Annotated in this window: 21 protein-coding genes; 7 read left to right on the forward strand and 14 right to left on the reverse strand. The window is 42.4% G+C overall.

The features are described 5' to 3' along the window. Positions 1-606: 606 nt before the first annotated feature. Entirely contained in the window at positions 607-2,784 is a 2,178-nt protein-coding gene (katG, locus tag PASHI_RS09420) for a catalase/peroxidase HPI (protein WP_062565396.1), read from the reverse strand. A 264-nt stretch (positions 2,785-3,048) separates the two neighbouring features. Between katG and PASHI_RS09425 the strand changes: the two genes are divergently transcribed. Beyond that, positions 3,049-3,306 carry a hypothetical protein gene (locus PASHI_RS09425; RefSeq protein WP_062565397.1) on the forward strand — a complete coding sequence of 86 codons (258 nt, stop codon included), beginning with the start codon at positions 3,049-3,051 and terminating at the stop codon, positions 3,304-3,306. Positions 3,307-3,370: 64 nt separating this feature from the next. Here PASHI_RS09425 and PASHI_RS09430 read toward each other — a convergent pair whose 3' ends face one another. Further along, a complete protein-coding gene (locus PASHI_RS09430; protein WP_062565398.1) occupies positions 3,371-4,744 on the reverse strand; it encodes a GAF domain-containing sensor histidine kinase in 1,374 nt (457 codons plus the stop codon). Between the two features lie 303 nt (positions 4,745-5,047). Between PASHI_RS09430 and PASHI_RS09435 the strand changes: the two genes are divergently transcribed. From PASHI_RS09435 to PASHI_RS09445, 3 genes are all read left to right on the forward strand, one after another. Then, positions 5,048-5,905: a tetratricopeptide repeat protein gene (locus tag PASHI_RS09435; protein WP_425272497.1), complete on the forward strand. Its 858-nt coding sequence runs from the start codon at positions 5,048-5,050 to the stop codon at positions 5,903-5,905. A gap of 297 nt (positions 5,906-6,202) precedes the next feature. Further along, positions 6,203-6,502: a helix-turn-helix transcriptional regulator gene (locus PASHI_RS09440; RefSeq protein ID WP_054553620.1), complete on the forward strand. Its 300-nt coding sequence runs from the start codon at positions 6,203-6,205 to the stop codon at positions 6,500-6,502. Then, positions 6,492-7,703, forward strand: coding sequence for a HipA domain-containing protein (locus PASHI_RS09445; RefSeq protein WP_062565400.1), 1,212 nt, complete (start codon positions 6,492-6,494; stop codon positions 7,701-7,703). Before PASHI_RS09440 ends, PASHI_RS09445 begins: the two co-directional genes overlap by 11 nt. 322 nt (positions 7,704-8,025) lie before the next feature. Here the strand turns inward: PASHI_RS09445 and PASHI_RS09450 are convergent, their stop codons facing one another. From PASHI_RS09450 to PASHI_RS09465, 4 genes are all read right to left on the reverse strand, one after another. Further along, positions 8,026-8,844: a nuclear transport factor 2 family protein gene (locus PASHI_RS09450; RefSeq protein WP_062565401.1), complete on the reverse strand. Its 819-nt coding sequence runs from the start codon at positions 8,842-8,844 to the stop codon at positions 8,026-8,028. Between the two features lie 71 nt (positions 8,845-8,915). After that, positions 8,916-9,656 (reverse strand): ferredoxin--NADP reductase, encoded by a 741-nt coding sequence (locus PASHI_RS09455; protein ID WP_062565402.1) that lies wholly within the window; start codon positions 9,654-9,656, stop codon positions 8,916-8,918. Positions 9,657-9,867: 211 nt separating this feature from the next. Beyond that, complete coding sequence (gene deoD / locus PASHI_RS09460; protein WP_036972525.1) at positions 9,868-10,569, reverse strand: purine-nucleoside phosphorylase; 702 nt, start codon at positions 10,567-10,569, stop codon at positions 9,868-9,870. Continuing rightward, positions 10,569-11,798: a phosphopentomutase gene (locus PASHI_RS09465; RefSeq protein ID WP_062565403.1), complete on the reverse strand. Its 1,230-nt coding sequence runs from the start codon at positions 11,796-11,798 to the stop codon at positions 10,569-10,571. The genes deoD and PASHI_RS09465 overlap by 1 nt, the downstream gene beginning before the upstream one ends. A gap of 191 nt (positions 11,799-11,989) precedes the next feature. On the opposite strand from PASHI_RS09465, the gene udk reads away from it, so the two are divergent. The 3 genes from udk to PASHI_RS09480 all read left to right on the forward strand — a co-directional run bounded on the left by udk (position 11,990) and on the right by PASHI_RS09480 (position 14,750). Then, entirely contained in the window at positions 11,990-12,619 is a 630-nt protein-coding gene (udk, locus tag PASHI_RS09470; protein ID WP_054553619.1) for a uridine kinase, read from the forward strand. An 18-nt stretch (positions 12,620-12,637) separates the two neighbouring features. Further along, positions 12,638-13,861 (forward strand): NupC/NupG family nucleoside CNT transporter, encoded by a 1,224-nt coding sequence (locus PASHI_RS09475; protein ID WP_054563193.1) that lies wholly within the window; start codon positions 12,638-12,640, stop codon positions 13,859-13,861. A 157-nt stretch (positions 13,862-14,018) separates the two neighbouring features. Beyond that, entirely contained in the window at positions 14,019-14,750 is a 732-nt protein-coding gene (locus PASHI_RS09480) for a substrate-binding periplasmic protein (protein ID WP_062565404.1), read from the forward strand. Here the strand turns inward: PASHI_RS09480 and PASHI_RS09485 are convergent. The 8 genes from PASHI_RS09485 to PASHI_RS09520 form a co-directional block, all read right to left on the reverse strand. Next, positions 14,747-15,442, reverse strand: coding sequence for a substrate-binding periplasmic protein (locus tag PASHI_RS09485; protein WP_082710930.1), 696 nt, complete (start codon positions 15,440-15,442; stop codon positions 14,747-14,749). The genes PASHI_RS09480 and PASHI_RS09485 overlap by 4 nt on opposite strands. A 171-nt stretch (positions 15,443-15,613) precedes the next feature. Continuing rightward, positions 15,614-15,823, reverse strand: a complete 210-nt coding sequence (locus PASHI_RS09490) for a cold-shock protein (protein ID WP_062565406.1) — start codon at positions 15,821-15,823, stop codon at positions 15,614-15,616. 253 nt (positions 15,824-16,076) lie between these two features. Then, the gene (locus PASHI_RS09495; RefSeq protein WP_062565407.1) at positions 16,077-16,781 is read right to left on the reverse strand and encodes a hypothetical protein; all 705 of its coding nucleotides are present in this window, start codon (positions 16,779-16,781) and stop codon (positions 16,077-16,079) included. Beyond that, positions 16,769-17,518, reverse strand: a complete 750-nt coding sequence (locus PASHI_RS09500) for an iron transporter (RefSeq protein WP_244269386.1) — start codon at positions 17,516-17,518, stop codon at positions 16,769-16,771. Before PASHI_RS09500 ends, PASHI_RS09495 begins: the two co-directional genes overlap by 13 nt. Then, entirely contained in the window at positions 17,502-17,822 is a 321-nt protein-coding gene (locus tag PASHI_RS09505) for a cupredoxin domain-containing protein (protein WP_082710931.1), read from the reverse strand. The genes PASHI_RS09500 and PASHI_RS09505 overlap by 17 nt, the downstream gene beginning before the upstream one ends. Before the next feature lie 19 nt (positions 17,823-17,841). Next, positions 17,842-19,152 (reverse strand): ATP-binding protein, encoded by a 1,311-nt coding sequence (locus PASHI_RS09510; RefSeq protein ID WP_062565410.1) that lies wholly within the window; start codon positions 19,150-19,152, stop codon positions 17,842-17,844. Beyond that, complete coding sequence (locus PASHI_RS09515; protein WP_062565411.1) at positions 19,152-19,811, reverse strand: response regulator transcription factor; 660 nt, start codon at positions 19,809-19,811, stop codon at positions 19,152-19,154. The genes PASHI_RS09510 and PASHI_RS09515 overlap by 1 nt, the downstream gene beginning before the upstream one ends. 3 nt (positions 19,812-19,814) lie before the next feature. Further along, positions 19,815-20,462, reverse strand: coding sequence for a tetratricopeptide repeat protein (locus PASHI_RS09520; RefSeq protein ID WP_062565412.1), 648 nt, complete (start codon positions 20,460-20,462; stop codon positions 19,815-19,817). Position 20,463: the final 1 nt, after the last annotated feature.

Consider the following 20,463-nt stretch of genomic DNA (forward strand, 5'->3'; position numbering starts at 1 on the left):
AGGCTCTGGGACGCGATGTAAAATCGCTGGCTTTTAGTCGTTAGAGGTCAGAAGTTAGATGTCAGTCGATCTGCTGGGTCGGTTAGGTCGAATTTTCTTCTCAACAAAAGTGCCTCTTATGCAACATTGTAGGAGGTACTTTAGTGCCGAATCGAACTTAAAGAAGAGCGGTCAGGTTTCAGGTCAGACGCGCGAAACAAGTTTCACGCCTACGAATGAAACATAGGCGCTAGGATCTGGGTTCTGGGTTCTGGGTTCTAGGCGCTAGGACGCGATGTAAAATCGCTGCTACAGACTCGCATCTCGTTACTCGCACCTTTCCCCTCGTAACTTGAAACTCGCTAACTTAAGACATTTCCCGGCTAAAGCCAGTCCTACGCGGGAAACACCAGCTGCTAGGTTCTAGGCGCTAGGCTCTAGGACGCGATGTAAAATCGCTGCTACCTCGTATCTCGTATCTCGTATCTCGTATCTCGCATTTCGTATCTCGAACCTCACATCTCGTAACTTTCCCCTTTCCCCTTGAAACTCGCTAACTTTCCCCTCGTAACTAAAAAAGGCCACACAGTTTAACTGTGTGGCCCTTGTACTTAACGGAATTTTAAATTAAATATCGAAGCGATCGGCGTTCATTACTTTCACCCATGCGTCGACAAAGTCTTTTACAAAACGTTCGTTGTTGTCGTCTTGTGCGTAAAACTCTGCGTATGAGCGTAGGATTGAGTTTGAACCAAACACTAAATCAACACGTGTTGCTGTCCATTTAGTTGCACCTGTGCTGCGCTCAACAATATCGTAAAGACCATTGCCTGTTGGCTTCCATGTGTAAGCCATGTCAGTTAGGTTTACAAAAAAGTCAGTGCTAAGTGTGCCTACATTATCTGTAAACACGCCATGCTTTGAGCCACCGTGGTTAGTGCCAAGTACACGCATACCACCAACAAGAGCGGTCATTTCTGGTGCTGTTAAGCCCATTAATTGCGTACGCTCTAACATTAGCTCTTCTGCTGAAACCACGTAGTCTTTCTTCAACCAGTTACGGAAACCATCGTGAATTGGCTCAAGTACGTCGAACGAGTCTGCATCTGTCAGCTCGTCTGTGGCATCACCACGACCAGGCGCAAATGGCACGGTTATATCAACACCCGCTGCTTTTGCAGCTTGTTCAACCGCAGCTGAGCCACCAAGTACAATTAAATCAGCGAGACTTACTGGTTTACTTAAACCCGCTTGTACAGATTCAAGTGCGCTTAATACTTTAGCTAAACGCTCTGGTTCATTACCTTGCCAATCTTTTTGTGGCGCTAGGCGAATACGAGCACCATTTGCACCACCGCGATGGTCTGAACCACGGTAAGTACGCGCGCTATCCCATGCTGTTGCGATTAAGTCTGCTTGGCTTACACCACAGTTAAGTAGCTTGGTTTTAAGTTCGCTAATTTCGCTGTCTGATAAGGTGTAATCAACCGCTGGGATCGGATCTTGCCAGATCAGATCTTCGCTTGGTACATCGGCACCTAAATAACGTGATTTAGGACCTAAGTCACGGTGCGTTAGTTTGAACCATGCACGTGCAAACACATCACTAAAGTATTCAAAATCATCGTTAAAACGCTCGATAATTTTACGATAGGTTGGGTCCATCTTCATCGCCATATCGGCGTCGGTCATAATAGGATTTAAACGAATTGATGGATCTTCTACATCAACTGGTTTGTCTTCTTCTTTAATGTCGATTGGTTCCCACTGCCACGCACCTGCCGGGCTCTTCTTAAGTTCCCACTCGTAGTTAAGCAGTAAGTAGCAATAGCCGTTATCCCACTTAGTTGGGTGAGTTGTCCATGCGCCTTCGATGCCAGACGTCATGGTATCGCGGCCAATACCACGTGAATTGTGGTTGTTCCAGCCAAGGCCTTGCTCAAATACATCAGCTGCTTCTGGCTCAGGGCCAACGTTTTCTTCGCTACCATTACCATGGGTTTTACCCACGGTATGACCACCGACTGTAAGCGCTGCAGTTTCTTCGTCATCCATTGCCATACGGGCAAATGTTTCACGAACTTGTTCTGCAGTTTTAAGCGGGTCTGGGTTACCATTCACCCCTTCAGGGTTTACATAAATTAAGCCCATTTGTACCGCTGCCAATGGATTTTCCATGGTGTCTGGTTTAGCTACATTTGAATAGCGCTCATCACTAGGTGCTAACCATTCTTTTTCAGCGCCCCAGTACACATCTTTTTCTGGGTGCCAAATATCTTCGCGGCCACCGGCAAAGCCAAAAGTTTTTAAACCCATTGATTCGTAAGCCATATTACCGGCTAAGATCATTAAATCAGCCCAAGAAAGCTTGTTACCGTATTTCTTTTTAATTGGCCAAAGTAAACGGCGTGCTTTATCTAGGTTAGCGTTATCTGGCCACGAATTTAATGGCGCAAAACGCTGATTACCTGTACCACCGCCACCACGGCCATCTTCTAAACGGTATGAACCCGCTGAGTGCCATGCCATACGGATCATTAAACCACCGTAATGGCCCCAGTCAGCTGGCCACCATTCTTGGCTTTCGGTCATTAAGTTTTTTAAATCGGTTTTAACGGCTTCAAGGTCAAGAGATTTGAATGCTTCTGCGTAATTAAAGTCTTTGCCGTAAGGATTCGTTTTGCTGTCGTGTTGATGAAGAATGTCGAAATTGAGTGCGTTCGGCCACCAGTCGGTATTTGATTGAGCGGTGACAGTGTTACTACCATGCATTACCGGGCATTGGCCCGTTTTTCCATTACTCATTATATGCTCCTCATAAGCTAAAAATATGACGAAACGCTAAAAAGTCGCTTTTATCCCTTTCGTCATAAAGAGAGATTTTCTAATAGTTATGAATAACTAATAGCGAATAAGTTCCTGTTGTTTAAAACTATAGGAGCTGTATATGAATAAAGCTAGATCCAGATCATAGTTTTAAATCGATTGCACCGATAGAAAAATCTGATTTGATTCATTTTATAAAACCGTCCATTTTATAAGGGTATTTTTAAACAGCGAGTAGCCCTTATGAAAACCATTAATCCTGACGTTGCTAGACAACTAAGCATTAACTTTTTTATCGCCAACTTACCTATTTTGATGTTAACAGGGCTGGTAGTCGCATCGCTTGTGGGGCTAGCCTTTAGAAGCTCGGTGTTGTTTTGGCTAGCGCTGTTAATAACGCCTTTGAGCATTAATTATTTATATTCTAAAAAACGTATTAAACAGTTTTGCAAAGACAACAAATGCACTGATATTTCTTGCCTTGCTAAGCAAACTGATTAATTTTTAATTTTATTACCCAGTCACCAGATTATTTAGCCAACAACTTGTATAAAATATTAATTAGTTATGTGAGCTTTTGCGGCAATTTGAAGGTGACAGTAACGCCGTTATCAGGTTTGCTATCGATGCTCACTTCACCTTGCAGCGCTTGCGTTGCAAGGTTATAAACTATCGACATACCTAAACCACTACCGCCATTGCCTCGCTTAGTAGTGAAAAATGGCTCAAATACCTTGTACATTACATCTTCGGTCATGCCATGACCGTTGTCTTTATAGGTTATGGTGTAACTATTGGTGTCGTTATCGATACTTACAGCGATATCGATGCGGTTTTGCTCACGGCCAACAAATCCGTGCACACAGCTGTTATTTACAAGATTTAAGAATATTTGGCTAAGCGCCCCCGGAACGGTTATAAGCGAAAAGTCATCAACACAGTTGATGTTTACTTCAACATTATGACTTCGTGTAAGTGGCATTAAGCTATGTAAAATATTTTCAAAGTAATCTTTAATGTTGGTTTCAAGTAAATTAAGCGATGATTGATCAACCGCCGTTTGTTTAAAGTCACTGATGAGCTTTGCCGCCCGTTCAAGGTTGGTAAACGATATTTTGATACACTCGTTTAAATGATTCATGCCTTCAAGTAGGGCTGCTTTTGTTAAGGTATTTGAATCTATGTGTTTATTAAGCGTATTTAGCTTATCTTTTGCCGAGCTATTTGCTGTGACTGCGATGCCGATAGGCGTATTTACTTCATGGGCAATCCCCGCAACAAGATTACCTAGTGAAGCCATTTTTTCGGCTTCAATGAGTTTTTCTTGCATTGCGGTCAGTTCAGATAAGGTTTTTTCAAGCGTACGAGTACGTTCTGCAACACGTTGTTCTAGATGCTGATTAGCACGCTCAAGTTCAGCATTGATACGTTCGTTTTCTTGTGCCGAGAGCGCTCTGCCATAAAGATCAGCCAAAGCACCGATGAATGAGCATTCATCTTCTGTCCATTGCCGTTTACCACCTATGTGCTCACAGCAAAATATTCCGATCATTTTTCCTTTATAGCGAATTGGCGCATCGAGCATTGCACCTATGTTAAGAGGTGTTAAGTAACTTTCGCTAAATTCAAAGGTGGCAGGGTCGGTATGAGCATCTACTGCGGTAATCGTACGTTGGGTGTCGAGCGCTTTAAAATAGGCAGGGTATGCATCACGAGGGAGCACTAACATTTGAATTTCTTTGCCGTTTTCTCTATCAAGTAATAAACGGCATTCAATTGCGGTGTTTTCTTCATTTAACAGCCAGATCCCAGCTCGGCCAATTTCTAGGCCATCAAGTACAGCATTCAGAATTAAGCGTTCAGCTAATTCAACATTGCCACTATCAAGATCAGAAGAAATCGATACTTCATACAGCAGTTGGACTAGTTGTTGGCGCATACTCTCACCTTTTAGTTTTACGACTCCTTAAGTCTAGACGAACATTGTGATTCTGACAGAACGAATATAAGTTTTTAAAAACTCATTAAGTATTAAGTAGTTGTTCAGATTAAAATGGGTATATTGTACCTAACTCCTGTTGATACCCCTTACGACTTTATGTTGTTTAAGCAGTTTGGCCAGCTCTCCCCCGAGCTGGTTTTTTTTGCCTAGTCCACAATGCTCACGCATGTTACAGTTACCTCAGAAATCACTAAAAATTAATATGTCATGCGTTATACCTTAATTTTAATCACTTTTTTAATGAGCTTTAGCACATTTGCAGCAGCTCAAAATGAGCCAGAAAACCGCCCAGGTTTAACCGAAGCAGAGCAACAACAAGCTCTCAATAAGCTTCAAGAACCTATGTATAAGCCATTGTTAGAGCGCTATATTCTTGATGAATTAAAAGCTGTGCGCCAAGATCAACAAAAACTGCGCGAAGATGTGACAAAACAAGTTGCTCATACGCAACTTGATACTGCCGACCGTGCATTAACTTATACAACAGATACTATTAATAATGTGTTTTTCATTATTACGATTACCGCGTCAATTTTGGTTTTAGTCGGTTGGAATTCACTGCGTGATGTTAAAAACAAAGTAGAAGATATTGTTAATACACGCGTCAGTGCGATTACAAAAGAATATGAAGAGCGCCTAAAAGTACTTGAAGAAAAACTACGTGAGCGATCTGAAGAGATCCTATTAAACCAACAAAAGATCTCAATCACCAATGAAGTTCATTCTTTATGGATGCGTGCCAATTTAGAAAGCGATGTTGCGAATAAGATTGAGATTTTTGACGAGATCTTAAAACGTAAACCAGAAGACGTAGAAGCCATTGCCTACAAAGCAGATGCACTGTTAGAAATAAACGAAACAGGTGAAGCTATCGAGCTTTGTAATCAAGCATTAGAAATTGATAGCGACTACGGCTATGCATACTGGCAACGTGCTTGTGCATATGCGTTACTGCACAAACACGCCGATGCAATGGCTGATATTCGTATGGCCCTTGAGTATTCTCCTAACCTACGTAACGAGCTATTACACGAAAGTGCATTTGCCAGCCTACACGACAACGACAGCTTTAATTCGTTGCTAAACGAAACGGCTTAGCCGAACCCCATGTAGCAGCGGGTTTATCCCGCGTCATTGGCGCTCGGGTTTAGGTTTTAGGTCCTAGGCTCTAGGTCCTAGGCGCTAGGACGCGATGTAAAATCGCTGCTACAGACTCGCACCTCGTTACTCGCACCTTTCCCCTCGAAACTCGCTAACTTTACTCTTTCCCCTTGAAACTCACTAACTTTACTCTCGCTAACTTTACTCTCGCTAACTTAATCCCCCTCTATTGCAAAAACACCAAATACCGCTAAACTAATCATTAAATACCTAATGATTATAAAAGTAATCAATATGCGTTCTGAACAGGCTGCAAAAATGGCACAAAAGCTGGGAGATTTGATTCGCCAGCACCGAACTCTTCATTATACGCAAAGTACATTTGCGAAAATGATTGGGGTATCACGTTCGACTGTACAAAAGTTGGAGCAAGGTGATGTTGTGAAAAGTGACATTCTTTTTGAAGCGCTGGTAGTACTTAACTTACAGGGATCGCTTCTCGATGAAATAAATGAATTAGCGGCCGACGTAGGTGGATACAATGCTCGCCAACGCAAACGAAATTCACCACAGGAAATCAATGATGACTTCTGAGTGCTATATTTTTATAGATGGTTTAGAAGAAAAACCCGTTATCTGTGGTTACTTTAAATTAGATAATCAATCAGGTCGAGGTGAGTTCAACTATGGTAAGAGCTATTTAGCCCGAGACGATGCCTTTGCTCTAGATCCAATACATCTGCCACTAAAATCGGGGGTTTTCAGTTACAGCGCAAACAGAGGTGTATTTGGCGTATTGAGTGATGCCGGAGCTGACTCGTGGGGACGTAAGTTAATTCTTTCGCTTCATAATACAAAACCTAAAAACGAGTTAGAGTTTTTATTAGCTGGCTCTGGGTATGGTGTCGGAGCTCTTGTTTTTAGCCTTTCGCGAAGTGCCTCAAAACATAAAACTAACAAAAACACCTTGTCTGATTTAGCCTTGCTAGATCAAGCTAAAGATGACTTGCTAGCGAATAAAACAATTTCAGATGAAGCTAAGAAAGCATTTGAGTTTGGCCAAAGCATGGGGGGAGCTAGGCCAAAGACCTCTATACAAATTGACAACAAACTCTACTTAGCAAAATTCAATCGCCAAGATGACTTATTCAATCTAGTCAGAGCCGAGCATGCTGCAATGAAAATGGCGGAACATCTTGGTATTCGAACGGCTCCTACCTTTATTCATAAAACACATACCGGTGATGTGCTACTTGTTGAGCGGTTTGATGTTAGTAATGGGTTACCAACACACCACTTTTTAAGTGCAAATAGCTTACTGCAAAAACCCAAAGTTGCTATGAGTGATCTTTCAAGTGACTACTCATATGGTCAGTTAGCTGAATTTATTAGGCATCAAACGATGCAAAATGCAGGTGATGCTGAAGAGTTGTTTAAGCGAATGGTGTTCAATGCGTATATTGGTAATACAGATGATCACACTCACAATCATGCATTCCTATATTCATTTTCACAAAAAAATTGGCGATTAAGTCCAGCCTATGACATCACTCCAATCAACAACTCAAAACAACATGGTTTGGGCTTTGGCGATGATGGGCGTTATGCAAGTAAAAGCAATTTTTTATCTCAGGCTAAGCGATTTGGACTAGCAACTTCAGCAGCAAAAAAGATCATTAAAGAGATTGAAGAATATTGCAAAGATTGGCCGATTCACTTTAAACATTTTGCAGACGTTAGTGATGAAGATATCACCCGTTTAAAAGGTGTAATTCCTGAAATAAATGAAGAGTAATAGCGCGAAACAAGTTTCACGCCTACGTTTTATCCCGCGTCATAGGCGCTAAGCTTTGGGTTCTAAGACGCGATGTAAAATCGCTGCTACCTCGAATCTCGTTACTCTCACCTTTCCCCTTGTAACTCGCTAACTTAAGACAATTCCCGGCTAAAGCCAGTCCTACGGGGGAAACATTAGGGTTTAGGTGCTAGACTTTGGGCTCTGAGACGCGATGTAAAATCGCTGCTACCTCGAACCTCGAACCTCGCATCTCGAAACTTGCTAACTTTACTCTCGCTAACTTTCACCCATAAAAAAAGCAGCTGGGCTGCTCTTTTTTCTAACGGAAGAATAACACTTTGGTTATTTTGCCATTTTCTATTTTGTAGCTGGTAACGAACTCAGAGCGCTTGTCGACGACTTTAGGGTCTTGTGTACAGGTTTCAGAGAGTTCGTGATCAATCACGATGTTGCCAAGTACAATGCGTTTAATTGGCGATGATTTAATGCACTTTAGCTTTTTAAACATGATGCCGTATCGTGCAATGAGTTTTTCTTTACCGGTGAACATCAACTCATTCGGGAATGTATAAAACTCAACGTTTTCATCGTACATCTTAATAAAAGCATCAATGTTACGAGCATTATAAGCTGCAATCAGCTGTTCAATAACCGCCATCGATTCACGTGACTGACGTGCTTTTTCTTGCTGCTTCGCTGTTAGTGCTTCTTTAGCTTGGTTAACGGCTTTTTCTGCTTCTGCAACGGCTTGCTGTTTTTCGGCAACTGTTTTTGGTTGCTCTGCAGGTGCAGGGGTTTGTGTACCGAGTACTTTGCTATCATCAACTTCTGCAACCGCTTTTAAGGCTGCGGCTGTCGCTTTTTGTTCGTCGTTGCTTGCGGTTGTTTCACTCGTTGTCTTCGCAGCTTCTTCAGCTTTTTCTCCTACTTGAGCGGCTTCTACAGTCGCTTTTTCAGTTTCAGACGCTGATTTTTGCTCTGTAGCTGGCTTTTCTTCAATAAACTCTAAGCTAGGTACGTCCTTCTTTTCGGCTTTTTGTTCATTGCTTGTTTGAGGTTGGGTTTGTTCGGTGGTTTCGTCACTTGCAATTGACTGCCAAGAGAGTAATAAACTGATTGCAAAAAATAACGGTTTCATACTTTTCCTAAATGCATCATTCCTGATTTGAGGCGCTAAGGTAGCAAATTCTAGCTGTTTGGCATAGTTTTTTACCAATATTGCTCTACTGTGATCTGCCCTGGTTCACGGCGTCTGTTGCGGCTAAAACCAAGCTCTAACAAAATAGCCGTAGTATCTTTTACCATTTGTGGGTTACCGCAAATCATAAATTGTGCGGTATCAGGTACAGTTGGGCGCCCTATTACATCAAATAAACGATGATCTTTAATTACGTCTGTGATCCGGCCATTAAAACCGATAGTGGCTGACTCTCGGCTGACTACAGGCGAATAGTAAAGATTTGGGTACTGCAGCTGTAGCGCTTTAATGCGCTCTTGATAACTTAAGTCCTCGTTAAGACGCACTCCATGCACTAAATGAACATGCTCAAACTTTTGCCACACTTCGCCCTGCTCTAATATTGAAATAAAAGGGCCAAGCGCAGTACCTGTACTCAGCATATAAAGCTGCTCACTGCTTGGTACTTCATCAAGGGTAAAAAAGCCTGTCGCGCGGCGCTCTATAGTCACTGAGTCACCCGGCTTTAATTGTGCGAGTTGCTGAGAAAGTTGTCCGTCTTTCACATTAATAAGATAAAATTCGAGGTCGGGATTGTTCGGCGCATTTACATAAGAATATGCACGAGCTACACGTTTATCACCCACTTGCATCGCAAGCTTTGTAAACTGCCCCGCCGTGAATGGCTCGACATCGGCATTAACGATTAAGCTAAATAATGAGTCGGTCCACCATTTAACGTCTTTTACCTTAGCTTCAACCCAATTAGACATACACATCCTCAATTGTTGTTCCTCTATTAAAGGTGGCAACAATTGCTTGAATTTTCAAGTTTTAAGAGGCGGATGCGAGATGCGGACAGGATTTTACGCGAGGTAAATAAGTAGCTATAAAAAAAGCCGCATAAATGCGGCTTTGAGGTTAGTCTCACTTCACTTTGGGCGTGTTTCCAAATTTCAGTGAATACGTTACCAAGGAACTTATTTAAATTGATTCTAAAGCAATTTTAACCATTTCGTTAAAAGTGCTTTGGCGCTCTTCACTTGGTGTCGCTTCACCAGTGATTACGTGGTCACTCACAGTAAATAGTGCCATCGCTTTTGCGCCGTATTCAGCGGCTACGCCGTACATGCCAGCTGTTTCCATATCAACAGCAAGTACGCCTAGCTTGTCTAATTCTTGATAGAATGTATTATCTGCTTGGTAGAATGTATCTGTTGTAAATACATTACCTACCTTAGCTTCAATGCCTAATTCTTTTGCTGCGTTTACGCCGTTAAGTAGTAAACCGAAATCAGCAATTGCGGCAAAGTCGTAACCACGTACACGCGCACGGTTTACGTTTGAATCTGTGCTTGCACCTTGTGCAAAGATAACGTCACGAATTTTGATATCGCTACCAATACCGCCACAGGTACCAATACGAATTAGATTTTTAACGCCGTAACTAACGATCAATTCACGGGCATAAATTGACATTGATGGAATACCCATCCCAGAGCCCATAATACTCACTGGTTTACCTTTGTAGGTACCGGTAAAACCATACATATTACGAACGCCTGTTACTTGTTTTGCGTCATCTAAAAAGTTTTCAGCAATGTATTGAGCGCGAAGCGGATCACCCGGCATTAATACCGTTTCTGCAAATTCGCCTACATTGGCGCTGATATGAGGAGTACTCATTATTGGTTTCCTTTTTTGTTCGCTAATAGCTTGTCGTTAAAACTATCACCGTATTCAAGTGCAGGAAGATTAAACCACTGGGCAAGGGTTTGACCTATGTCTGCAAAACTAGCTCGTTCTCCAAGCGGGGTGTTTGTCATTCCCGGTTGGTATGCAAGTACTGGCACGTATTCACGTGTATGGTCAGTGCCTGCTGCTGTTGGATCACATCCGTGATCGGCAGTGATAATTAACACATCATCACTATTTAGCTGATTTAAGATAGTCGGTAGATAATCATCAAACTCTTTTAATGCTTTAGCATAGCCAACTGCATTACGGCGATGACCGTACTTTTCATCAAAATCAACTAAGTTTGTAAAAATCAAACTATGGTCAGGTGCGCTTGCAATTACTTCTGAGGTTTTCTCAAGTAAGTTCATTAGCCCTGGCGCTTTGTGTTTTTGGGTGATGCCTTGGTGCGCATAGATATCGGCAATTTTACCAATACTGATCACTTCACCGCCGTCTTGCGATAATTTATCAAGCAAGGTTGGCGACGGTGGCAGCACCGAATAGTCACGACGATTGCCTGTACGGGCAAAATCGTCACGGCTCGAACCCAAAAATGGCCGCGCAATCACTCTTCCTATGTTCATTTCATCAAGCAGCGCCCGTGCGATTTCGCAAACCTGATAAAGTTTCTCCAGTCCAAATGATTCTTCGTGCGCGGCTATTTGAAACACGCTATCAACTGAGGTGTAGCAAATCGGCATACCGGTTTGCATGTGTTCTTCACCTAGCTGTTCTAAAATGGTTGTTCCTGAGGCATAACAGTTACCTAAAATGCCAGGAATCTCAGCGCGAGCAATTAGCTCATCAACAAATTCTTGTGGAAAACACGGCTGTGTATTAGGGAAGTAACCCCAATCAAATAACACAGGTACACCGGCCATTTCCCAGTGCCCTGAAGGCGTGTCTTTACCACTTGATAACTCTTTAGCGTAACCCCATGCGCCAATAGGTGCTTGGCGGTCACTAACTAAACAAGGCTCTTTGCCTGCGGCTTCGCATGCATCAGCTAAACCTAAACGGGTAAGATTAGGTAGCGATAAGTGCTCACCTGTTTCTTCTGCATAGGCTTTAAGTAAATGAGCAAAGGTATTTGCGCCTACATCACCAAACTTCTCTGCGTCAGGTGCTGCGCCAATTCCTAGGCTATCTGCCATTAAGATGAGTGCTCTTGCCATGGGTACCTCGTTATCAATATGTGAATACTTTATATGCTCTTCGAATTTTTGGTACAGGACATAAGTCCTGTTTCATAAAACAGAAACATTATAAATTTGCATCTCTAAGCGAAGCAAAAGAGATTAATCGTGTCTTTTTTGCTATTGTGATCTACCTAACAATGTTTCCTTCTGTGTGGGCGAGAACTTTAGTGACACGAACAATTATAGCTATTGCTGGCGCATCTGCGTCGGGCAAGTCTCTTTTTAGCAAGACAATTTATAACGAATTAGTCAATGAGCTTGAACCGGGCGCGATCGCAGTGATCGAAGAAGATGCTTATTACAAAGACCAGTCGCATTTGCCGTTTGACCATCGAACGCAAACCAATTACGACCATCCTGATGCTTTCGAGCATGAGCTTTTGCATGAGCACTTACTTCAATTGCGCGCTGGAAAATCAGTAGACGTACCAACTTATGACTATGCAATGCATACCCGTAGCGATGAAACGCGTCGAGTGGCACCTGCAAAAGTACTTATCGTTGAAGGTATTTTGCTATTGAGTGATCCGGCACTTCGAAAAGAATTTGATATTAAGGTGTTCATTGATACACCGTTAGATATCTGCCTTATGCGCCGTATGCAACGAGATATGGAGCAGCGTGGCAGAACATTACAGTCCGTTGTTGATCAATATCAAGCGACAGTGCGACCTATGTTTTATCAGTTTATTGAGCCATCAAAGCACAAAGCTGATCTCGTAGTCACACGCGGCGGTATGAATCGCGTTGCCATTGATATAATTAAAAGTAAAATAAAATATTTACTGCAACAATAACAACGGGAAACAGTCAGTATGACAACATTTATGAGCTTAGTAGGCATTGTTGTGCTACTAGGCATTGCTTTTGCGGCTTCTACGAACCGTAAAGCAATTAATTTAAGAACTGTAGGCATCGCCTTTTTACTTCAAGTGTTAATTGGTGGCTTTGTCTTGTTCTTTGAAGTGGGCAAAAACGTACTGGCAAGTATGTCGCGAGGAGTCTCATCAGTTATTGGTTATGCCAATGACGGGATTAGCTTCTTATTTGGCTCACTGGCATCGCAAGATACTTTAGGGTTTATTTTTGCGATTCAAGTATTGCCCGTTATCGTGTTCTTCTCAGCACTCGTAGCTGTGTTGTATCACATCGGGGTGATGGATTGGATAATCAAGATTCTAGGCGGTGGCTTACAAAAGCTATTGAAAACCTCGCGCCCTGAATCGCTTTCTGCAACCGCCAATATTTTCGTTGGCCAAACAGAAGCACCATTGATTGTTAAACCATTTATCGCCAGCATGACTAAGTCAGAGCTATTTGCGGTAATGGTAGGTGGTCTTGCTACCGTGGCCGGGTCTGTTATGGCAGGTTACGTAACAATTGGTGTAGAGCTTAAATACTTAATTGCAGCCAGCTTTATGGCAGCACCAGGTGGTTTCTTAATGGCAAAAATGATTGTGCCAGAGACCGAAACACCGAAAGAAGATTTAGCTGATTTAGACGTACAAGAAGAAAAACCGGTTAACGTAATTGATGCAGCCGCATCAGGTGCCGCAAACGGTATGCAACTAGCACTGAACGTAGGTGCGATGTTACTTGCTTTCGTAGCACTTATTGCACTTCTAAATGGGTTATTAGGCGGTATTGGTGGTTGGTTTGATCATCCAACATTAACGCTACAAGAAATTTTAGGTTACGTATTCGCTCCAGTTGCATGGTTATTAGGTGTACCGTGGAACGAAGCTGTAATCGCAGGCAGTTTTATAGGTCAGAAGGTTGTAGTTAACGAATTCGTTGCTTACCTCGACTTTATTAATTATCGCGATACGTTAAGTGCGCACACACAAGCGATTGTCACATTCGCGTTATGTGGGTTTGCTAACTTATCATCGATAGCAATTTTACTAGGTGGATTAGGCGGTATGGCGCCTAGTCGGCGAAAGGATATCGCACGCTTAGGGCTCAGGGCAGTGTTAGCAGGATCTATGGCTAACCTCATGAGTGCAGCAATTGCAGGTTTTTTCCTCTCGCTAGCTTAGAAACTTAATGAGATGAGCCGTAGTTGCAAAACAATAGGATAGGACTTTAAGGGGTTAAAGGTCTATCTGACTTGAACGATACTTCACCAAGGGCCGCAAGGCCCTTTTATCGTTTTATGTGCTAAGATTTAATTACTAAGTCCTTTTAAGTACATAAATGAACTATTTACGACTTTATTTACTAATTCTTTTCTTTAGTTGGCCAGCACTGAGTAAGCCGACCCTAACCGTTGTGACTGAACTGTCGCCACCTAATCAAACTCTAATCAATAACCAAGTTGCCGGTGAAAGCACCAAGCTTGTGAAAGCCATTTTTGCTAAAGCTAATTTGAACGCGAATATAGAGCTTTACCCTTGGGCCCGTGCTTACAATATGGCACTGAAGAAACCGAATATCTTTATTTACAGTATGGCGAAAACCGCTGAGCGCGAAAAACACTTTCATTGGATTGGTGAAGTGGCAACCTACCAAATGGGCTTTGTTAAGTTGAGCTCTCGCAGCGATATAAACATCACTGAAAACGAGCAAGCTAAGCAATATAAAATAGCGGTTCAGCGTCATGACCTAGCGGCGCAGCGTTTAACAGAGCGTGGTTATACAGTGGTATATACCTCTGATATCAATAAATCGTATCAGCTGTTGATGTCGGGCAAGGTTGATTTAATTATTGATGATAAGAACTATATTGCGGCCATGGCTGAGCAATTAGCACTGGATGAAACTCGTTTCAGCTTTGCTCATGCAATCGACTTTTTAACCATGAAAGGCTATCTTGCCGCAAATATTAATACCGACCAACGTTATGTCGATGCCTTAAAGGCTGCGTTTAATGAGGTGGTTATGACACCAAGATACAATGCAGTGATGATGCTCGCGCAGCGACCTTAATTCGCTTTGTATTGCTCAATATAAGTCTCTAATAACCCTTGTTTACTGAGCTTGTCATAACTTGCCTGTAATCGGCTTACAAGCTCTTCGGGTAAGGCCTTATTTAAGGCTAGAAAGTTTCCTACCGTGCCATTAAGAGGCAACTCAACTAACTTAACCACTTCTCGCCCTTGGTGACCATACTGCATTAATTGGTAATTAAACGACAGCTCCGAGCCAATAATGAGCTCTATTTTATTTTTGAAAAATAAATTAATGCACTCGTAATAGTGGCTTACTTTGAGAAGATTTTTTTCACCTTCAAAGCCAATGCTTTCTACAAACTTTTCGTAAATGCTATCTCTGACAACACATAAGCTATGATCTTTTACTTGCGATAAATCGATTGGATTAATACGGTCATTTGATTGTAAGCGATAAAAAAAGTTACGAGAGGAAGCCATTGGACCAATCCACTTGAATAACTCTTCACGGTCGGGAATACGTGCTGTAGAGACCAGACCTGACAGCGGCTTTTGCTGGGCTAAGTGATACGCCCGAGACCAAGGTAAGAGCTCGAATTGACATTCAATGTCTGCATCAACACACATTGCTTTAACAAACTCGAGGTTTATGCCTTCTAAATGCCCTTTATTTGAGAAGTTATACGGCGGAAATTGCTCGGTGTAGATGGTGACACTATCTTTTGCCAATACTACAGGTGCAAAGCTTAGGCATGCTAACAACAAATATTTTAAGATAATTAATACACTCTAATGACATAGCTGCATTAAATATAGAAATATTCACTAGCTCAGTCAATTTTTAGGCATAAAAAAAGCAAGCCGTAGCTTGCTTCTTCTCAACTTTACTTTTCAGTAAAATTATAGCGGCTTGATGTTGTCCGCTTGAGGGCCTTTTTGACCTTGTGATAGAGTGAACTCTACACGTTGGCCTTCAGCTAAAGTTTTGAAACCTTCAGATTGGATAGCGCTGAAGTGAGCGAAAACGTCTGGACCATTTTCTTGCTCGATGAAACCAAAACCTTTAGATTCGTTAAACCACTTAACTGTACCTGCAACAACGTTAGACATAGTCATATTCCTGATATAAAAAATTAAATATTGCCCGTAGTGGGCGGGTGTAGCAAAAAATCAGATGGAACTTAAAAACTTCAGGACGGTACTACAAGTATTACTTATACAACAACGAAATAAAGATTTATTAATTACACGCTTTTTAGCTACCGCTCACTATATAGAGTTGCCAGAATATGTCAAATACTATCGTTTGCTTAGGCTATATAAACTGGGCACTTGAGCTACATTAAAGTAACTAAAACAATCCTTAAAACTCAAACTCAAGTGCTAAACGAAAGCTGTGATCCTTGCCCGATTGACTAAGCTCACTAATAAAACCCGCTTCCCATTTTAACTGGCGTTTAGGGCTAAATCTGTGTAGCCCAATAAAGCCTGGACCAACCCCAAAAAAGTCCTCTCCCGCATAGATTTCTATCGATGGTTGAAAGGCCGAACGATAGCGATAACGGTATTGTAAGCGAAACTCGCTTTCCCACTCGTTTTCAATATCAGCGCCCCATTCATACACTAAAAATGCGTTCATAGTCAGGCTTGTACGGCCAAACTCTTTTTCCCATAAAAAGCCGGTCGTTGCTTCGTATGCATCGAGTGTATGCTGTTTTTCAAGCTCAAATAATGCTCCCCAATCGGCCCACAAACGACCTTGCTCGACCAATTGCCAACGTAATTCTACTTCATACGAAGATAAACCAAAGTCACCGTTATCATCGCGCTCGCCAACTAAGTAGCCCTCAAGGCTCATGGTGTCGTTAATTGCGCCGCCAAAGCCTGCACGCTGTGCAAGCACATTACCGCTATCAGTTTGCCTAGACACCAAACGCCACTCAACTTCGCGCTCAAAAGGCAATACATAAGGGTGGTACACTTTATCAACTACCATGCCATCAGCCTGAGCAACTTGGCTAATACTTAATAAAAACAAGCAACTTAAACTAACTATTAAGAACCGCATACTGGCTCCTTGGTCTTTTTAATTTTTAAAACGTTGGCTAAAGCGATAAACCCCAACGTAGCAATGATATACACCCATAGCGCGGTTTTGCTTGGCGTAGCTTCGTAACCTACTAAGGCTTTTAATACGCGCCCAAGCTCTGAGTTTTCAATTAAAAACCCACGCCAATCTAAATAATTTGAGGTCACATCGAGTAAATCGATCTGACTTGCTAAATCAATAAATATCAATAGCTTTGCTGTTGCATTTAAGGCAAGCAACACAACCAATGGCTGCTCGCCTACACGCTTAGCAATACTCTCAAGCAAAAAGAACAACAAAACGCCAAAGCTAATACAAATGCCCACACCTAAAGATGTACCCAGTATCAATGGCTCAGCAGTATCTTTACTGTGCCAAAAACTGACTAAATAAATCATATAATGGCTTAAATACAACGTCATGGTTGCAATCAAGGCCAGCGCAGCCGCTATGCTTCGTTGCTGAAAGCTAATTAATGCAGCGATAAAGATGACAATACACAGTAGCATTTGAATAAACTCTAAGCCTCTGTGATCAAATAACTGACTCAGCCAAGCAGCGCCTTGCACAAACACTAAGCTTAGTAGCGTACCAATCACTGCATAAATACTCAGTTGGCGCTGACTTAAAGGCACAATTAAACTCAAAAGCACGGCTAAAATCACCACAGGCAAAAGCTGATTAATGCTCATTAATAAACTAGTTATCAGCATCATTCACCTCCGTAGCCACGACAGTTCCTCTGGCTGTATTAGGCGAAAATTCACCAAAAAAGTCATAACGCCCAGGGCTGAGCGGCCCAATATAAATGACGCTCGTGCGACCTGGGTAGAGCACTTTTTCGCGGTTTAAGTCAAAGCTATCGAACTCTTCTGGCGTGTCATCTTGGTTTTCGATCAAAAGCCGCAGTTTTTTATTAGCAGGTACTTTTATTTCAGCGGGGTAAAACAAGTGATCTTTTAAAATCAGCTTGTACTCTTTGGCATAGGCAAGCCAAGACGACATATATAGTAACAACATAGAAATTGCCAAAATCCATTTATTCACTGACATCTCCTTGCATAAAAGAGACACTCACCCGCAAGCCACCAAGGTGACTGTCAGCTAAAGCAATATCAGCGTTATAAATCGACACTATGTGTTCAACAATGGCCATACCAAGCCCGGCTCCTTGTTCACCAGAGGGATGTTTATCGCCACCCACACGGTAAAAACGGTTAAAAATGCGCTGTTTTTGAGCTTCATCAATACCGGGGCCCGAGTCATCTATTTGCCAGATAAAACGATTGTTTTCGGTTTTCAGAGTAATACAAATCTCTCCCGCAGCTGGGGTATATTTTATGGCGTTACTCAGTAAATTGCCAAACAAAGTAACTAAGGTGAATTCATCACCGGCGATGATAAAATCATCGCCATCAATGCTAATTGTGTGCTCTTTTTCGTCAATACGATCATAAAGTTGTGAGGCAACCTGCTGGCTAATTTCTAACACCGACACGGGGCTAAATTGCGCTTGCCATTGCTCTGGATAGGTACGCCCCAAAATCAGCATTTGTTCAACGATATTGCTCAGCTTATCAACGCCTTTTTCCATCGCATCAAGCTCAACACTCTCAACACCTTGAGCCACTAAATTATGCACATTGATTTTTAAACTACTGAGCGGAGTACGCAGTTCGTGGGCCGCATCAGAGGCAAAAAAGCGCTCTCGTAAATAGGCACTTTCAACCCGTTTGAATAGATCATTTAAGCGGCTAATTACGGGTTTTATTTCTTGCTCTGGGGTTTGCCAAGGAATAGCTGTAAAGTCATTTGCTTGACGATGTTTGAGTTGATTTGATAACCGAGTTAGTGGCGCAAGCCCTTGTTTTACAAACACACTAATAAGGAGAGCAAGGATAGGCACACTCCATAACAGCGGCGTCATGGCCGACAAAATCACAGTTTCGGTTAGCGCCACACGTTTGCTCAAAGGCTCTGCAATAAGCACCCGCTTATTGCCTTCGCTTAAGCGATACACTTTGACTCGTTGCCCAGCCAAGTTCTCAACACTAAACCCGGTTTGCCACTGACTTTGATTACTAAGATTTTGCTGCAATGATTTTGAGCTTGAGGCCAAGCTATCATCAACCCAAACTTGAAACAATAACTGCGGTAAATCACTGGTAAAAGCTGGGGTTTCTTTACTGAGTGGCTGCTCGATTAACACATGTGCCAGCGTTACCAGCTCGTTATCGAGCAGTGCTTCAGCCTGATTCATACTTTCACGGTAACCTTTAGTAAATGCCAAAAAGCAGGTTAAGATCACCATAGACAATATAAGTAGAGTCAGCCTTTTACGAATTGACACTAGCGTTTACCTACCACATAACCAATGCCGCGCAAGGTTTTAATAAACTCTTTTGGGAATTTTTTACGCAAGTGATGAATGTGTACTTCGATGGTATTAGACCCCACCTCTTCGCCCCATTCGTACAGTTTACTTTCTAACTGCTGTTTTGATTGCACGCGACCTTGGTTTTCTAGCAAGGCTTTAAGGAGCATAAACTCTTTGCGCGGCAAGTTTACTGGCTCACCTTGAAATCTTACGGTAAAAGCGGCGGTGTCCATTTCAACATCACCAACTTTTAAAGTGCTGGTTTGTGCTTGGGTCACACGCCTGCTGGCAACCCGAAGACGGGCAAACAGCTCAGCGGGATCAAAGGGCTTTGCTAGGTAGTCATCAGCACCTAAATCAAGCCCCATGACTTTATCATCAATACTGCCCCGAGCAGTTAAAATCACCACGGGCAGGTTTTTACGATGCTTTTTGATGTGTTTTAAAATGTCGATACCATCACCGTCTGGTAGTCCTAAATCAAGGACTACCAGCTCAATTTCATCATTTTGCAGCCATTGCATCGCTGACTTAACGGTCGAACTATGTTCAACACTGTATCCTTGTTGACGTAAAGAACGACACAGGCCTTCTGCCACTAAATGGTCGTCTTCAACGAGCAATAAATGCATAGCTTATCTCTTTATTTTTTTCTCTACCTTAGCCAATAGTTTAGTAATTTCTTGTTGGCGGTAAAGATCTGCTTTGGGTCTTTCAGGGCGCGCTGGCGCTTGCTGTGCAACCAATAAAAACTCTCTAGCTGATTTATACTTGCGCTCGTCATATAGGAATGACGCATATAAATAGTTGCTATCGATACCACGCGGGTTTAGCTCAAGCGCTTGCTTAAACAGTTTTTTCGCTTCATCGTCATCACCAAAACCAATAGGCCAACCTGGTACTTTACCGTATAAGGTTGCAAGGCTTGTGTATGCCGAGCCATCAAGCGCTTTTGGATCTAGGCTTAGCGCTTTTTCAAATTGTGCTTTCGCATCTTTTGCAAGACCTAGCGCGCCTAAGCCCCCTTTTGCACCTGCATAGCTCGATAACACAATACCGTACCAAATATGGCTGGCTGCTTGCTGGTCGTTGGCTTTGCTAAACTCTGCGGTTTCGCTCGCTAACTTTTCGAATGCATCTAACTGTGCATCGTCAACTAATTCGTAATTAACCACTGCCCACTGCTTTTGCACCGAACTTAAATCGCTATTAAAGTCGGCTTTTGCAGGCGCAGCCATGATAACACCTAACATCATTAGGGCTTTTAAATTTAGTTTAGTCATA

Source organism: Pseudoalteromonas shioyasakiensis (assembly GCF_001550135.1).
Lineage (GTDB): Bacteria > Pseudomonadota > Gammaproteobacteria > Enterobacterales > Alteromonadaceae > Pseudoalteromonas > Pseudoalteromonas shioyasakiensis.

Excerpts from the sequence above, each read along its gene's own strand:
- katG (WP_062565396.1), bottom strand. The coding sequence starts at position 2,784 with ATGAGTAATGGAAAAACGGGCCAATGCCCGGTAATGCATGGTAGTAAC.
- PASHI_RS09425 (WP_062565397.1), top strand. The coding sequence starts at position 3,049 with ATGAAAACCATTAATCCTGACGTTGCTAGACAACTAAGCATTAACTTT.
- PASHI_RS09430 (WP_062565398.1), bottom strand. The coding sequence starts at position 4,744 with ATGCGCCAACAACTAGTCCAACTGCTGTATGAAGTATCGATTTCTTCT.
- PASHI_RS09435 (WP_425272497.1), top strand. The coding sequence starts at position 5,048 with ATGAGCTTTAGCACATTTGCAGCAGCTCAAAATGAGCCAGAAAACCGC.
- PASHI_RS09440 (WP_054553620.1), top strand. The coding sequence starts at position 6,203 with ATGCGTTCTGAACAGGCTGCAAAAATGGCACAAAAGCTGGGAGATTTG.
- PASHI_RS09445 (WP_062565400.1), top strand. The coding sequence starts at position 6,492 with ATGACTTCTGAGTGCTATATTTTTATAGATGGTTTAGAAGAAAAACCC.
- PASHI_RS09450 (WP_062565401.1), bottom strand. The coding sequence starts at position 8,844 with ATGAAACCGTTATTTTTTGCAATCAGTTTATTACTCTCTTGGCAGTCA.
- PASHI_RS09455 (WP_062565402.1), bottom strand. The coding sequence starts at position 9,656 with ATGTCTAATTGGGTTGAAGCTAAGGTAAAAGACGTTAAATGGTGGACC.
- deoD (WP_036972525.1), bottom strand. The coding sequence starts at position 10,569 with ATGAGTACTCCTCATATCAGCGCCAATGTAGGCGAATTTGCAGAAACG.
- PASHI_RS09465 (WP_062565403.1), bottom strand. The coding sequence starts at position 11,798 with ATGGCAAGAGCACTCATCTTAATGGCAGATAGCCTAGGAATTGGCGCA.
- PASHI_RS09475 (WP_054563193.1), top strand. The coding sequence starts at position 12,638 with ATGACAACATTTATGAGCTTAGTAGGCATTGTTGTGCTACTAGGCATT.
- PASHI_RS09480 (WP_062565404.1), top strand. The coding sequence starts at position 14,019 with ATGAACTATTTACGACTTTATTTACTAATTCTTTTCTTTAGTTGGCCA.
- PASHI_RS09490 (WP_062565406.1), bottom strand. The coding sequence starts at position 15,823 with ATGTCTAACGTTGTTGCAGGTACAGTTAAGTGGTTTAACGAATCTAAA.
- PASHI_RS09495 (WP_062565407.1), bottom strand. The coding sequence starts at position 16,781 with ATGCGGTTCTTAATAGTTAGTTTAAGTTGCTTGTTTTTATTAAGTATT.
- PASHI_RS09500 (WP_244269386.1), bottom strand. The coding sequence starts at position 17,518 with ATGATGCTGATAACTAGTTTATTAATGAGCATTAATCAGCTTTTGCCT.
- PASHI_RS09505 (WP_082710931.1), bottom strand. The coding sequence starts at position 17,822 with ATGTTGTTACTATATATGTCGTCTTGGCTTGCCTATGCCAAAGAGTAC.
- PASHI_RS09515 (WP_062565411.1), bottom strand. The coding sequence starts at position 19,811 with ATGCATTTATTGCTCGTTGAAGACGACCATTTAGTGGCAGAAGGCCTG.
- PASHI_RS09520 (WP_062565412.1), bottom strand. The coding sequence starts at position 20,462 with ATGACTAAACTAAATTTAAAAGCCCTAATGATGTTAGGTGTTATCATG.